The organism is Psychroserpens sp., from assembly GCF_047633235.1.
GTDB lineage: Bacteria > Bacteroidota > Bacteroidia > Flavobacteriales > Flavobacteriaceae > Psychroserpens.
Genome location: NZ_JBLIET010000001.1, coordinates 41,971 through 56,828 on the forward strand (window position 1 = coordinate 41,971; position 14,858 = coordinate 56,828).

At 34.2% G+C, this 14,858-nt stretch carries 12 protein-coding genes; 9 read left to right on the forward strand and 3 right to left on the reverse strand.

All coding sequences use genetic code 11. The annotated features are described in order from the left end of the window. The first annotated feature begins 22 nt into the window (after nt 1-22). Together ACJAZK_RS00165 and ACJAZK_RS00170 are read left to right on the forward strand one after the other, a co-directional pair. A complete protein-coding gene (locus ACJAZK_RS00165) occupies nt 23-3,160 on the forward strand; it encodes an efflux RND transporter permease subunit (RefSeq protein ID WP_415222013.1) in 3,138 nt (1,045 codons plus the stop codon). A 5-nt stretch (nt 3,161-3,165) separates the two neighbouring features. Next, complete coding sequence (locus ACJAZK_RS00170; RefSeq protein WP_415222014.1) at nt 3,166-4,581, forward strand: efflux transporter outer membrane subunit; 1,416 nt, start codon at nt 3,166-3,168, stop codon at nt 4,579-4,581. 272 nt (nt 4,582-4,853) lie between these two features. Here ACJAZK_RS00170 and ACJAZK_RS00175 read toward each other — a convergent pair whose 3' ends face one another. Next, complete coding sequence (locus tag ACJAZK_RS00175) at nt 4,854-6,203, reverse strand: carboxypeptidase-like regulatory domain-containing protein (RefSeq protein ID WP_415222015.1); 1,350 nt, start codon at nt 6,201-6,203, stop codon at nt 4,854-4,856. A gap of 147 nt (nt 6,204-6,350) precedes the next feature. On the opposite strand from ACJAZK_RS00175, the gene ACJAZK_RS00180 reads away from it, so the two are divergent. After that, nucleotides 6,351-6,746 carry a hypothetical protein gene (locus tag ACJAZK_RS00180; RefSeq protein WP_415222016.1) on the forward strand — a complete coding sequence of 132 codons (396 nt, stop codon included), beginning with the start codon at nt 6,351-6,353 and terminating at the stop codon, nt 6,744-6,746. A gap of 270 nt (nt 6,747-7,016) precedes the next feature. Here ACJAZK_RS00180 and ACJAZK_RS00185 read toward each other — a convergent pair whose 3' ends face one another. Further along, nucleotides 7,017-8,018, reverse strand: a complete 1,002-nt coding sequence (locus tag ACJAZK_RS00185; RefSeq protein ID WP_415222102.1) for an NAD(P)H-dependent glycerol-3-phosphate dehydrogenase — start codon at nt 8,016-8,018, stop codon at nt 7,017-7,019. Nucleotides 8,019-8,169: 151 nt separating this feature from the next. Here ACJAZK_RS00185 and ACJAZK_RS00190 point away from each other — a divergent pair, with 151 nt between their 5' ends. From ACJAZK_RS00190 to ACJAZK_RS00215, 6 genes are all read left to right on the forward strand, one after another. Beyond that, complete coding sequence (locus ACJAZK_RS00190) at nt 8,170-9,120, forward strand: nicotinic acid mononucleotide adenyltransferase (RefSeq protein WP_415222017.1); 951 nt, start codon at nt 8,170-8,172, stop codon at nt 9,118-9,120. A gap of 205 nt (nt 9,121-9,325) precedes the next feature. Then, on the forward strand, nt 9,326-9,835 hold the full coding sequence (lysM, locus tag ACJAZK_RS00195) for a peptidoglycan-binding protein LysM (protein WP_415222018.1): 510 nt from the start codon (nt 9,326-9,328) through the stop codon (nt 9,833-9,835). Between the two features lie 176 nt (nt 9,836-10,011). Continuing rightward, entirely contained in the window at nt 10,012-11,766 is a 1,755-nt protein-coding gene (aspS, locus tag ACJAZK_RS00200; RefSeq protein WP_415222019.1) for an aspartate--tRNA ligase, read from the forward strand. Nucleotides 11,767-11,811: 45 nt separating this feature from the next. Next, the gene (locus tag ACJAZK_RS00205; protein ID WP_415222020.1) at nt 11,812-13,590 is read left to right on the forward strand and encodes a chloride channel protein; all 1,779 of its coding nucleotides are present in this window, start codon (nt 11,812-11,814) and stop codon (nt 13,588-13,590) included. Between the two features lie 11 nt (nt 13,591-13,601). Beyond that, nucleotides 13,602-13,838, forward strand: coding sequence for a hypothetical protein (locus ACJAZK_RS00210; protein ID WP_028872356.1), 237 nt, complete (start codon nt 13,602-13,604; stop codon nt 13,836-13,838). Nucleotides 13,839-13,986: 148 nt separating this feature from the next. After that, nucleotides 13,987-14,178 (forward strand): cold-shock protein, encoded by a 192-nt coding sequence (locus ACJAZK_RS00215; protein WP_415222021.1) that lies wholly within the window; start codon nt 13,987-13,989, stop codon nt 14,176-14,178. 220 nt (nt 14,179-14,398) lie between these two features. Here the strand turns inward: ACJAZK_RS00215 and ACJAZK_RS00220 are convergent, their stop codons facing one another. Further along, nucleotides 14,399-14,848 (reverse strand): nucleoside deaminase, encoded by a 450-nt coding sequence (locus ACJAZK_RS00220; RefSeq protein WP_415222022.1) that lies wholly within the window; start codon nt 14,846-14,848, stop codon nt 14,399-14,401. Between the last annotated feature and the right edge of the window lie 10 nt (nt 14,849-14,858).

Below are 14,858 nucleotides of genomic sequence, written 5' to 3' on the forward strand. Positions count from 1 at the left end.
TAATTAACAAACAGATTAAGTCATGTTAAAAACATTTATTGAAAGACCAGTGCTTTCAACAGTAATTTCCATACTCATAGTTGTACTTGGTGTTATAAGTATATCAAGTCTACCAATAGAAGAATATCCAGACATTGCACCACCAACAATTAAAGTAGTAGCGTCTTATCCAGGAGCTAACGCAGAAACTGTTTTAGAGAGCGTAATCATTCCTATCGAAGAACAAATTAATGGTGTGGAAGGCATGACATACATTACCTCTACAGCCTCTAATAATGGATCTGCAGAAATCACAGTTTATTTTAATCAAGAAATGGATGCAGATATTGCTGCGGTTAACGTTCAAAACCGTGTATCGAGAGCAAATTCATTATTACCCCAAGAGGTGCTTCAAGCCGGCCTGACCACACAAAAGCAGGAAACCAGTGCTTTAATGTTTATCTCTATGTATTCTGAAAGTGAAGATTACGATGCCACATTTATTCAGAATTACTTAAAAATAAACGTTATTCCTTCGATGCAACGTATTAGTGGTGTTGGGGATGTTACAGTGTTTTCACAACAAGATTACGCGATGCGTATTTGGTTAAAACCAGAAAAATTAGCAGCTTATAAATTAATACCTTCAGATATTACAGCAGCTTTAAAAGAGCAAAACTTAGAAGCCGCTGCAGGATCTTTAGGACAAAATAGTGGTGAAGCATTTTCATATACATTAACCTATAGTGGTCGTTTTAAAGACCAAAGGCAATATGGAGATATTGTAATCAAAGCACTAGGTAATGGAGAGTTTCTGCGTTTAGATGATATTGCAACTATAGAGTTAGATGCACAATCTTACTCGTCTAATGCTATGAGTGTGGGGAACCCAGCAGTCTTTATGGGTGTTTTTCAAACCAAAGGATCTAATGCGCGCGAGATTATTGAAAACATAAAAACGACTTTAGAAACGGTTAAAAAAGAGCTTCCTGAAGGATTAAATGTCTTTGTACCTTACGATACCAGTTTATTTTTAAATGCGTCTATAGAAAAAGTTATGACCACTTTAATAGAAGCTTTTGTCTTAGTATTTCTAGTGGTATTTCTCTTTTTACAAGATTTTCGTTCTACATTAATTCCGGCAATTGCAGTTCCAGTTTCTATTATTGGTACGTTCTTTTTTCTTAGTATTTTTGGTTATTCCATTAACTTGTTAACGCTATTTGCATTAGTTCTCGCTATTGGTATTGTCGTGGATGACGCTATTGTGGTTGTAGAAGCGGTTCATGCTAAAATGGATGAAGGTGAAAAGAATCCTAAAACAGCGACTTTAACAGCCATGAACGAAATATCTGGAGCGATTATATCTATTACTCTAGTTATGGCAGCGGTGTTTATTCCAGTAACGTTTATCTCTGGTCCAACAGGTGTTTTTTACGAACAATTTGGAGTAACATTAATTATTGCGATTCTTATTTCAGCAGTAAATGCCTTAACATTAAGTCCTGCATTATGTGCTTTATTATTAAAAACACATAAAGAAGACGAAGCGTTAAAAGGTAAAGGACCTTTACAACGTTTTTACACATTATTTAATCGTGGGTTTAATGCCACAGTTGAGAGATATGGTAAGTCACTTCAGTTTTTATATAAGAAAAAATGGATATCTGCTCTATTATTAATTTTAGCTATTATCGGAATTTTTTGGGCATCTAAAACAACACCAACTGGTTTTGTTCCTAATGAAGATAGAGGAATTATTTTTGCGAATATAGAATTACCAGCTGGGGCATCTTTAGATAGAACAGATGCTGTGTCAAGAGATTTGTACGATAAGATAAACGGGATTGATGGTATCGTAGCAGTTAACTTTATTAAAGGGCGAAGTTTAATTAGTGGCGCTGGTAGTAATTATGGTTTTGGTATTATAAAACTAGCTGATTGGGGAGAGCGTGAAGATCCATCATTATCTGTGCAGGCTATAACCGGTAAATTATTTGGTGTTGTATCCACAATGCCAGAAGCCAATATTATTTTTTTCTCACCACCAAGTATTCGTGGTTTTGGTAACTCTGCAGGTTTTGAGGTGAATTTATTAGATAAATTTGGTGGAGAGTTTTCAGATTTAGATAAAGTAAATCAAGAGTTTTCTGTGGCCTTAATGAGTCATCCAGAAATTAAATACGCACAATCGTCTTTCAATACGAAATATCCACAATACGAAATGGAAGTTAATGTGCCTTTAGCAAAAGAAAAAGGAGTGCCTATTAATAGTATTTTCTCAACGTTACAAGGTTATATTGGAGGTGTTTACGCCTCTGATTTCTCAAAGTTTGGAAAACAATTTAGAGTATATATTCAATCTTTACCAGAGGACAGAGCAGACGTAAATGCCTTAAATAGCATGTATGTTAGGACAGACTCTGGTGAAATGTCTCCAATTACAGAGTTTGTAAACTTAAAGCGTGTGTATGGACCACAATCGGTAACACGTTTTAACTTATTTAATTCTACCACAATAACAGGCGCTACAAACGATGGGTTTAGTACAGGTGATGCGATTAGAATTATTGAAGAAGAAGTCAAAAAATTGCCGAGTAATTACACTATTGCTTATTCTGGTTTAACACGAGAAGAAGTAAGTGCAGGTAACCAAACCACATTCATTTTTATATTAAGTATACTCTTTGTGTATTTCTTATTAAGTGCCCAGTTTGAAAGTTACTTGCTGCCATTAGCGGTTGTGTTTTCAATTCCGTTTGGTGTCTTTGGAGCTTACATAAGTACTAAGTTTTTTGGATTAGAAAATAATATTTATTTCCAAATTGCCTTAATAATGCTTATAGGATTGCTCGCTAAAAATGCCATTCTAATTGTAGAGTTTGCGCTTCAAAGACGTAAAAAGGGAGAGCGTATTGTCGATGCAGCCATCCATGGTGCAAAAGCGCGATTACGTCCAATTTTAATGACATCGTTTGCCTTTATTCTCGGATTAATGCCTTTAGTATTAGCAAAAGGTGTAGGAGCAGAAGGAAACAACTCTATTGGGACAGGAGCAGCAGGAGGGATGCTAATTGGAACCGTTTTAGGAGTTTTTGTAATTCCTATCCTATTTATATTATTTCAGTGGCTACAAGAAAAAGTTTCAAGTAAACCAGCAGTACAAACTATTGAAGAATAAGAACAATGAAATTAATTATAAAACATAGAAATTTTTGTAAATGCATACTCTTACTAGTAGTTGCGTTAACATTACAAAGTTGTTTTGTGGCACAAGATTATGTGAGACCAGAATTAGTAGAAACCGAAGCACTTTATAGAACCGACAATTTGCCAGCAGATAGTGTATCTATTGCAGACGTCTCATGGAAAACATTATTTACAGATCAAATCCTTCAACAACATATTGAAGAAGGTCTGCAAAATAATATGGATGTACGTATTGCAATTCAACAAATGATGGCTGCTGAGGCCTACGCAAAACAAGGAAAAGCAGGTTATTTACCATCGTTTAACGTAGGCGCAAATGCGGCGCATCAAGAACTGTCTCAAAACAGTCAATTTGGATCCTTATTTAGCGGAGCAATAGATCAATACGACGTTACTGCAAATCTGTCTTGGGAGGCAGATATTTGGGGGAAAATTAGAAGTAATAAAAGAGCGACACAGGCAGCCTACTTACAAAGTGTCTCAGGACATCAAGCAGTGAAGACTCAGTTGATCTCTAGTATAGCAAATACCTATTATAATTTGTTGGCTTTAGATGCACAATTGGAAGTGGCTGAGCAAACGATTGCGGCTAGAGAAAGTAGTGTGGAAACTATTAAAGCGCTAAAAAATGCGGGACAGGTAACGCAAGTTGCAGTAGATCAAAATGTAGCACAGTACAACAATGCTAAAGCTTTACAAGTAGATATTGAAATCGCTATTTTTAAAACAGAAAATATGCTCAGTATTTTATTAGGTAAAGCACCACAACATTTTGAAAGAAGCCGTTTGGATATTCAAAAAATTGAGCAAGATATTAAACTTGGCGTGCCGGCAACATTACTTAGTAACAGGCCAGATGTTATGGCTGCGGAGTATCGTTTAATTCAATCTTTTGAGCTAACTAATGTGGCTAAAAGCAACTTTTATCCGTCGTTAACATTGACAGCTTCTGGAGGTTTTCAGAGTTTAGAATTGGATAACTTACTGAGTGCAAACTCATTATTTTCAAGCATTATTGGAGGTTTAACACAGCCGCTTTTAAATCAGAGAAAACTAAAAACGCAAAGAGAAGTTGCTATTGTACAACAAGAGCAATCTTTACTTCAGTTTAAAAAGACCTTGTTAATAGCAGGAACTGAAGTATCAAATGCTTTATTTTCTTATGAGTCGGAAACTAAAAAATTCCAGTTTATAAAAAACGAAGTTGAAGCTTTACGTCAAGCAGAAAATAATTCTGAAATATTATTAAAGAACGGTTATGCGAACTACTTAGATTTATTAACAGCCAGACAAAGCGCTTTAAGTGCAGAGCTAAATATTATAGATAGTCAACTACAACAATTAGTATCTATTGTAGATTTATACGAAGCACTTGGTGGTGGATGGAGATAAAACAATTAAGAGGCTATTAAAGAAGACTTATTTAGACATCTTGTTCTTTTAACATCAAAGGTCTCATTAGGAATAATTATTCTAATTCTTATTTTGAATTGTTTACCCGTTTTGAACAACAAAAAAAGACACTGACATTCCAAAAGTAGAGGCCGTGTTCCTTGCTGTAGATCAATAATAAAAGCCAGAATTTTAAACGGATGTTTGTACTGTATCTGTAAGAAAAAATAAGAATGTACTAATTACACGATCTATAGTTTAACTGTTTTGAACTAGAATCCTTTAGAGTTATTAGGTTTCGTCTTATAAAATTCATCGAGATCTATGACATACGACTTTGATGACACAGCTATGGTATTACTGTTTTCGGTAAAACCTCCAACGATATAAAGCTTATTTTGATAGTAATGTAATTTAGAATTTTTGAGCTTCAAATTAATATCATATTCCTCTAACGTTTTAGTAATTGTATTATAGGTGAGTAATTTTTCATCGTTAAAGATATATATGATATTGTCATGAGTTGTTAATCCTGGTTGTTCCATCTCAATAAATAAATCACCCTCATTTGTCCAAGTTCCAGTGTTGATATTATAAGATTCAATAGTTTTTAGTGGGCGTCCATCATTTCCTCCAATAAGATATATTTTATTATCGATAAGGACCCCTTGAGTTTCTTTTGCAAATGTCATTTTGGCGAGCTCATACCAAATTCCAGAAGTTATATTGTATATGTGTGCTTCATCTGTAAAAACTTTTTCTCCATTTCTTTTTAATTTAGTAGATCCACCCATGACGATAATATTATCTTGATAGGTAAACGATGCAAAATTAATCGCTTGATGCGGATTAGTATCATCAATTGTAATCGCTTTTGAACCTAAATCAAAAACTTCAATTTTATCATCTAAATACTCGTATTTCTTGCTAGCAGAGAGTCGTTTTCCACCCAAGCTATAAAGGCTATTATCAAAACGATTTAGATTTTGAAAGGCGCGTTTTCTAAATTTGGTTTCAGAGACAGACCAAGTATCATTATTAATATTATAAATCTGTAATTTATTAGTATAGGCTTCATAATTAAAGCCGCGCTGTAATTCTTTAAGGAGATCGCCAAACGAGGCTTCAGGTAAGTCGTTTACCACTTCAAGCGCTCTTTTTCCAGAATCCTCTACATAGGATGAATTTCCTGATACCACATAGATGTAATTGTTTATAATTTGAGATCCAAAGGCATAAACCCCAAATTTTAATGCTGCTAATGTTTTATAATTAATGTTTGTCTTTAAGTTCTTAGAGGTATTGATTACTATTACATTCAGACTTTCCAATTTTTTAGAGAGATAAACTACGGTTTTAGTATTTGTGAATTTGGTTAGGGCGATGTTCTTAGTATGATAACCAATTAGAGAAAATTGTAAACTATCTGCTTTAGAAGTTATAGATTCTATTGTTAATTTGAAGGTTCCAAAAGTATCAGTAATTGTTCCTGTAGATTTCTTTTCAAAATATACTATTACATCTTCAATGGGTTTATTAGTTTCAATATCAAGAACAATCCCACTGAAGTTTTGAGCTGCTATTAACTGCGAAAGGAATAAAAGCACTAACGTGAGTCTCATGTAATACATTTAAGTTTGGAGAAGTATCCATTAACGAAGTTCGATTATTTTAACAACACTGTCAAAAACTTAACATTAAGCTTTAATTTTGTGCAAAAGTAAAATAAATTCTTAAACTAAAAGATTTCCGTTTTGACGGAAACTAAGATGAAAAAAGACATCCATATTCCAAAAGTAGAAGACGTGTTCGTTGCAGTAGTTCAAGAACAACATCCAGAATATAAGACAGATGATTGGAACGCTTATATCATTAACAATAAAGATGTAGATTTAGATACCGTTTTGATTGTGTCAAAAGGTTATTCCGAAGAAAAAGTAACGCCTTTAATGCGTCATACCATCAAACATCTACCAGCGAGAAGTTATGCAAAGATTGAGTTTATGCAAAATGATGTGCTCAAATTAAACAATGAGTTTAAAATTACATTTTTTGAAGGCAATCAAATGTTAGACAAAATCTATTTGTTTAGAAAGAATACTATTAACGTAAAAGCTTTACAGACGATTCCTTTAATGCAATTAAAAGGTGTTTTGGTGAAATAACAAACTGCTGTAAACTTAGAGGTTTCATAGGAAGTAAACACTTACTTTATCTTTGAAGAAAGTTAAATAGTAATTGTGTTAGGGATTAATCATAAATTATATTTAGAAAGAAATCACGGCTACTAATTAGTTGGAGTGGTATCCTTTTGCTTCTTGTAAAAGATACAGGTCAAAGCCCTTAATCTATATAACGCCATATTAACCTAAAAGCATTGAATAATTAATAGTCTTAAGATGAACCCACGAGATTCATGCCCACGCAGCAATTGATCAATCTAACTTATCAGTCAATTTAGCAAACACTTTCTTTGGGTTTTTATTCTCATAAAGAATCTCATAAACCGCGTCAATAATAGGTGTTTGTGTTTTTGATTTATTCTTTTGATTAAGGTCATGAGCACTTTTTGTAGCATAATAGCCTTCAGCAACCATACTCATTTCCATTTGTGCAGATTTAACGGTATAGCCTTTACCAATCATGTTTCCAAACATACGATTACGTGAAAATGTAGAGTAACCGGTTACTAGTAAATCGCCTAAATATGCTGAGTTATTGATATTACGTTTCATCTTATGCATTTTTTTAATGAAACGCTTCATTTCACGAATAGCGTTGCTCATCAATACACTTTGGAAATTATCACCATAACCCAATCCATGAGCCATACCAGCAGCAATAGCATAAATGTTTTTAAGCATTACAGCATATTCTGTTCCAATTACATCATCGCTAATTTTTGTTTTGATATAATCACTAGACAGTGCATCTGCTATAGTTTGCGCCTTTTTAGCATCATCGCATGAAATTGTTAAATACGATAAACGTTCTAGAGCAACTTCCTCTGCATGGCAAGGCCCAGCAATAACTGCGATATTCTCAAAGGGAATATTATACACATCATGAAATTGTTCGCCTACTAATTTTCCGGTTTCGGGCATAATCCCTTTTACTGCAGAAACGATCGTCTTATTTGAGATATCTGCAGTGAGTTTTTGTAATTCAGTATGAATAAATGCCGACGGAATCACAAAAATTAAAATATCTGCCCATTCGGCAATTTCGTTGATGTCATTACTTAATTTGAGCTGTTCGGTTTTAAATTCTACAGAGCTTAAATAACTAGGATTGTGCTGTTCTTTTAGCAAGTGTTCTTTTGTATAAACACTTCGCATATACCAACCCACCTCATCTAAGTTTTCGCAAAGCATTTTTACAATGGCTGTTGCCCAACTTCCTGCTCCAAATACTGCATAATTTAATGACTGACTCATATATAGTGTATCAATTGTGAGTAGCATAACTCATCTTATGTTCATCCAAAAATAAGCATTTTATGTCCTTTTTCCGAAGAGAAAACGCATAGACTTTTATTTTGGCATGTGTTTTGAATCGTATTTCATAGAAATCACAAAACGAAAGATTATGAAGATGATAAAACTACTTTTAGGTTTTGCTTTAACAGCAACATTGTTTACGTCCTGTTATACAGACGAATTCATCGTAAACGACTTTAACAACAATGCAGGAATTACTTTGAATCAATTATTGGACTCCCACGAGTTGTGGTATGTTGATATCAATCAAACCTTAGGAAACGGTGAAACACCTTTCTTAAATATAGCGTTCACCATATCATTTAGAAATGGTGTTTTATATGCGAATAACAACTTAGTTGGTTTTGGAAATCAAGGAAACGGATTTGGGATTGACGTTGGTACGTACGATGCTTACAATATGATTTTAGATGTTAATCATGATATTGATGGTTTTGAAACTTTTGATGTGTATCAAGTTGATAATAATACCATAGAATTATACAATCCGTTTAATGATACGTCATATTTTTTAAATGGTTACCAAAGAAATAACTTTGATTATGACTTTGTGTTCTATGATAACATTCATTATTTTTTAAAAGAATATGAAGCCTGGGAAAAAACGTATACAAGTCAAATGGGAGCCATCAATGAATTTGACAATGAGAACTACCTTCAGTTTTTAGCTGGTGGTAATGACTCAGAGTTTAGGAGTTCTCAAGATACTAATATTGGTAATCCAGATAATATTTATTGGGACTATACAGGTGTTTACGGCGTAGGAGATGTGAGTGGTAATATGTACTTAAAAACATTAACACTAGATTATGATTTCTTTGACAATGAATATTTCGAGTTGAGCGTTATCAATGATCAAAGGATAGAATTATTTCATCCATCATCTGAAACTGTGTATGAGTTTACTGGACGAGGATATATTCAATTCTTAAGAGAAACAGATGCGATAGGAAAGCGAATAAATGGTAATAAAGAATTAAAAAAACGCAAGCAGAAAACTGCTAAAAAAGATAACCCAAGGGTAAATACAAGGAGCTAGATTTGGTTGGTTATTTAGTCTCCAGAGACGTCCACCTCATTAATTTGAGTTGGACGTTTTTTTTATATATAATCTTCTTTTCTTCGGAAATGTAACTTTTTTATTAAAACGGTGTCCAAAAAAGGTAGCTGGTTATATTAATTGGAATTAACTAAGAATTTCGCCAACTTTACAACTACATTAATATTAAAACTAAGAAACACTTATGGGATTATTTTCATTTATCAAAAACGCAGGTACTAAAGTCTTCGGAATAGGAAATACAACAGAAGAAGAAGCAACGGCAGCGAGAGGAAAAGCTAGCATAAAAGCAGAGGTTATAGAATTACGTCTAGAAGGAGCGGCAGCAAGAAATATGGAAGAAACAATTAATGATCTACAATTAAAAGTAGAGAACTTAAACGTATTTGTTGACGATGATATGGTTAAAGTATCTGGATTAGCTTACGACCAGGCTACAAAAGAAAAAGTAATTTTAGTGATTGGTAATACTGCTGGTGTTTCAATAGTAGATGACCAAATGACTGTTGATTACAAAGAGCCAGAAGCACAATTTCATACCGTTGTAAGTGGTGATACCTTAGGTGAAATTGCAAAGCATTATTATGGTGACACTATGAAGTACCCAGAAATTTTTGAAGCTAACAAACCCATGTTAACAAATCCAGATAAAATTTATGTAGGACAGGTTTTACGTATTCCAAACCTGGATTAAGCTCATAAGATACATTAGAAAATAATATTAAAAGCACAACATAATGTTGTGCTTTTCTTTTTTTTGATACCATATATTAGAAATCTTTCTATTTCATTCAATTAAATGCATTAACTTATTAAATTTGCAACCTGAAACACCAAAGCATTTTTTATAGGTGTCATAATTTTTTTACTATGTACAGAAGTCACAATTGCGGTGAGTTAAGAATATCGCATATCAATACAGAAGTTACACTTTCTGGTTGGGTTCAAAAATCTAGAAATAAGGGGTTTATCATTTGGATAGATCTTCGCGATCGCTATGGCATGACGCAACTTGTTTTTGATGAGGAGCGCACACCAAAAGAGATGATGAAACGTGCCGAAGACTTAGGTCGCGAATTCGTAGTCCAAGTGAAAGGTAAAGTGATTGAACGTGCTTCAAAAAATCCCAATATGCCAACTGGCGATATTGAGATTTTAGTATCTGAATTGACGATTCTAAACGAATCAAAATTGCCTCCTTTTACGATTGAAGATGAAACCGATGGTGGAGAAGAACTACGTATGAAATATCGTTATCTAGATATTCGCCGTAATCCTGTTAAAAACAATTTAATTTTTAGACATAAAGTCACTCAAGAAGTGAGAAACTACTTATCTAAAGAAGGCTTTATAGAAGTCGAGACGCCTTATTTAATAAAGTCAACACCAGAAGGAGCTCGTGATTTTGTGGTACCGTCAAGAATGAATGAAGGTCAGTTTTATGCCTTACCACAATCGCCACAAACCTTTAAGCAATTGCTTATGGTTGGTGGTATGGATAAGTATTTTCAGATTGTAAAATGCTTTAGAGATGAAGATTTAAGTGCAGATAGACAGCCAGAATTCACGCAGATTGACTGTGAAATGGCATTCATTGATCAAGAAGATATTTTAAACACCTTTGAAGGTTTGACACGTCATTTATTAAAAGAAGTGAATGGCGTTGAGATAGATAAATTCCCTAGAATGTTATACGATGATGCGATGCGTCTTTATGGAAACGACAAACCAGATATCCGTTTTGGGATGGCCTTTGGAGAATTAAATGATGTTGCACAGCACAAAGAGTTTGGTGTGTTTAATTCTGCAGAATTAGTTGTCGGTATCGCAGTTCCTGGTGGAAATAGTTACACTAGAAAAGACATCGATAAATTAATTGATTGGGTAAGGCGTCCACAAGTTGGCGCTTTAGGAATGGTGTATTCTAGATGTAACGATGACGGAAGTTTCAAATCATCTGTAGATAAATTTTACGATCAAGACGATTTAGCTAAATGGGCAGAAGTTACTGGAGCAAAAGCTGGAGATTTAGTTTGTGTGCTTTCTGGTAATGCTAATAAAGTAAGAGCGCAATTAAGTGCACTACGTATGGAATTAGCAGAACGTTTAGGATTAAGAGATCCTAAAGTTTTTGCACCACTTTGGGTCATGGATTTTCCGCTATTAGAATGGGATGAAGATTCAGAGCGTTTTCATGCGATGCACCATCCATTTACATCACCAAAACCAGGACAGTTAGAATTATTGAAAACAAAACCAGGAGATGTTAAAGCTAATGCTTATGATCTCGTTCTTAATGGAAATGAGATTGGTGGTGGTTCTATTCGTATTCACGATAAAGAAACGCAAGCTTTAATGTTTGACTATTTAGGTTTTACACCTGAAGAGGCAAAAGCACAATTTGGATTCTTAATGGATGCTTTCGAATATGGAGCACCTCCTCATGGCGGATTGGCATTTGGATTAGACAGATTGGTTGCTATTCTTGGAGGGCAAGAAACAATTCGCGACTTTATTGCCTTCCCAAAAAACAATAATGGTCGTGATGTAATGATAGACGCACCTGCTCCAATTGATGACAAACAACTAACAGAGTTGGGTTTAAAACTCAACTTAAAATCATAACTACTAAATCCTGCTTCTTGCAGGATTTTTTAGTAGATTTAATCTATGCCAATTAAACCATTCATAAAGCGCTTACTTATTTTGCGATATAAATATATTTCGCAAAAAAACTTTGTGTTTTTACTCGCGATGCTCGTTGGATTATCGTCTGGATTAGTGTCTGTAACGATAAAGAATATTACCTACGGGATTCAATGGATTCTTGAGCATCTCGTCATTGTATCTCGCAACAGTATTTATTTTATTTTTCCTATAATTGGACTTGGGCTAGTCTATTTATTTGTGAAATATGTATCCAAACAGAAGATTGAACACGCGATTCCTAGTATTCTTTTTTCATTGTCAAAAAAGAACGGTTTACTTAAACGAAGTAAAATTTATTTACCACTAATTACGGCACCATTAACTGCTGGTTTTGGAGGCTCGGTTGGGTTACTTGGTCCTGCGATTGCTTCTGCTTCTGCCGTGAGTTCTAATATTGGTCAGTTATTTCATGTGGACAGAAAGACGAGAACTTTGCTCATTGGTTGTGCGGCAGCTGGTGCAATTGCGTCTATTTTTCAATCGCCAATAGCAGCGATTATTTTTGCGATAGAGGTATTTAGTCTAGACTTAACATTCGCATCGTTATTGCCATTATTAATTGCTTCGGTATCCTCTGTATTGACGTCTTATTTTTTCGTTGGAAATGGTGTGCTTTTCAATTATAATCTAGCAACTCCATTTGTATTGAGAGATACTTTATTTTTTATTGTTTTAGGTATAGGAACAGGTATTGCATCCATCTATTTTTCTAAGATGTATTTTGCAGTTTATAAGTTTTTTGAACGCTTTAAAACCAGCGGGCAAAAACTCATCGTTGGCGGTTTGGCCATCGGTGTGATGCTGTATTTTATACCGCCACTGTATGGTGAAGGCTTTGGGTTTATCAATGATTTACTCGATGGAAATCATTTGCATGCACTAGGCAAAACGCCTTTTGATGATTATCTTGATAATATTTGGGTGGTCATTGCCTTACTATTTGGGATTACTATTTTCAAAGCTATTGCGATGACGACAACATTTGCAGCAGGTGGAGCAGGAGGAATTATCATTCCAACCATGGTAATGGGGAGCGCCTTAGGCAATGTAGTGGCAAAAATCATCAATAATATTGGCTTAGGTTTTCAGGTGTCGGAATCTAATTTTACACTCCTTGGGATGGCAGGATTAATTGCAGGTGTGCTTCATGCACCATTGACTGCTATTTTCTTGATTGCTGAAATTACTGGTGGTTACCAATTATTTGTGCCCTTAATGATTACAGTTTCTATGTCGTTTATTATCACGAAAAGCGCAGTAGAACACACGATTTATACTAAAGAACTTGCCGAAAAAGGAGATCTCTTGACGCATGATAAAGATCAATCGGTTTTAACATTAATGGAACTTGATAGTGTTATTGAGCAGGATTTTACAATTCTAAATCCTGATATGTCGCTTGGTGAGATGTTGCTTAAAGGTGTTTCAAAATCCAGTAGAAATTTATTTCCTGTAGTAGATGAAAATGGATATCTCGTTGGGATTATTTTATTGGATGATATACGAACAGTCATGTTTGATCAATCGCTTTATGAAACGACTTCCGTTGAGACATTTATGCATAATCCACCAGATTATATTTATTATGAAAGTGATTCTATGAAAGAGGTGATGCGTAAATTTCAAGATAGTAGTGCTTGGAATCTTCCCGTTATTAAAAAAGGAAATTATTACGGATTTGTTTCAAAATCAAAGTTATTGACTGCTTACAGACGGGAATTGATTAATTTTACATCCTAAATCTAAATATAATGAAGTACTTTATTCTTATTGCTTTTTTAGCGTCTATGGGAAGTATATTATGTGGCTATATATTGGAGGTTGAATATGCTCAAAAGCTAATTGGTTTTGGTGTTTTAGGTCTTTTTTTAGTCGCTTTTCCTTTGTTTGCATATCATACCTGGAAAGGTAAAAACCTTAAGGATTATATGCTCACACAAGAGAATCTTGATAAGATGAGAGATAATCAGAAAAGAGGAAAACATTAATGTAATGTTACAATTTTCGAGTTTTAAAGTTTCCGAAGTTAATTACACTGGTTAGGCTCACTTTCGAGCTATGGAGATACAAAAATTACAATTTTTGAACATACCTAATTATTTTAAATTTTATATCTTAATTAATACATTTTTCAGAATGACTGGAACAGTTGAATTTTTTAATGATTCAAAAGGGTTTGGATTCATTACCTACAAACAAACAGGAAAAGATATTTTTGTACACGTATCAAATCTTAACGAAGTTGAATTGCGCGAAGGCGATAATTTAGAATACAACGAAGAAGAAGGAAAAAAAGGATTGGTTGCAGCTAATGCGCAAGTTCTCTAAGAGACATACTTTATTACAGTTTTAGCGCTTAACGAAAGTTAGGCGTTTTTTTGTCTATTTTTTTTTACGTTGTCAAAGCGTCTAAAAAAGCATCGCTGTGATTAGGCTGTAATCATTCATTTTATTTGATGAATGCTTGGATATAAATATTTCAGTTGTTGCCTTATTCAAGGCGTTTCTACAATCGTTTCACCCTTTAAGAAATCTCATTTTTTTAGTTTCAATTCAAATTACGCTTTTCAATAAAAAAGCGTTTTAATAAAGCCGAAGCCTCTTCAGCTAAAACACCGCCAGTCATTTTAGTTTTGGGATGTAATTTTGTGTCCAAAGCAATGCAACCACGTTCTTCATCACGAGCGCCATAAACAATTTTAGAAATCTGACTCCAATACAAGGCGCCTGCGCACATTTGACAAGGTTCTAGGGTCACGTAAAGTGTACAATTCGTTAAATATTTGCCTCCTAAAAAATTAGCTGCTGCTGTGATGGCTTGCATTTCGGCATGTGCAGTGACGTCATTTAAAAGCTCAGTGAGGTTATGCGTTCTCGCAATGATTTTGTCTTTTATAACGATGATTGCTCCTACTGGAATTTCACCTTTATCAAAAGCTTCTTCTGCCTCTTTTATAGCTTTTTTCATGTAATAGGTATCGTCAAAAGGGTTTATCATAAATGGTTTA

Coding starts and splice junctions, on each gene's coding strand:
- ACJAZK_RS00185 (WP_415222102.1), bottom strand. CDS start 8,018: ATGAGTCAGTCATTAAATTATGCAGTATTTGGAGCAGGAAGTTGGGCA.
- ACJAZK_RS00175 (WP_415222015.1), bottom strand. CDS start 6,203: ATGAGACTCACGTTAGTGCTTTTATTCCTTTCGCAGTTAATAGCAGCT.
- lysM (WP_415222018.1), top strand. CDS start 9,326: ATGGGATTATTTTCATTTATCAAAAACGCAGGTACTAAAGTCTTCGGA.
- ACJAZK_RS00205 (WP_415222020.1), top strand. CDS start 11,812: ATGCCAATTAAACCATTCATAAAGCGCTTACTTATTTTGCGATATAAA.
- ACJAZK_RS00165 (WP_415222013.1), top strand. CDS start 23: ATGTTAAAAACATTTATTGAAAGACCAGTGCTTTCAACAGTAATTTCC.
- aspS (WP_415222019.1), top strand. CDS start 10,012: ATGTACAGAAGTCACAATTGCGGTGAGTTAAGAATATCGCATATCAAT.
- ACJAZK_RS00210 (WP_028872356.1), top strand. CDS start 13,602: ATGAAGTACTTTATTCTTATTGCTTTTTTAGCGTCTATGGGAAGTATA.
- ACJAZK_RS00220 (WP_415222022.1), bottom strand. CDS start 14,848: ATGATAAACCCTTTTGACGATACCTATTACATGAAAAAAGCTATAAAA.
- ACJAZK_RS00190 (WP_415222017.1), top strand. CDS start 8,170: ATGAAGATGATAAAACTACTTTTAGGTTTTGCTTTAACAGCAACATTG.
- ACJAZK_RS00170 (WP_415222014.1), top strand. CDS start 3,166: ATGAAATTAATTATAAAACATAGAAATTTTTGTAAATGCATACTCTTA.
- ACJAZK_RS00215 (WP_415222021.1), top strand. CDS start 13,987: ATGACTGGAACAGTTGAATTTTTTAATGATTCAAAAGGGTTTGGATTC.
- ACJAZK_RS00180 (WP_415222016.1), top strand. CDS start 6,351: ATGAAAAAAGACATCCATATTCCAAAAGTAGAAGACGTGTTCGTTGCA.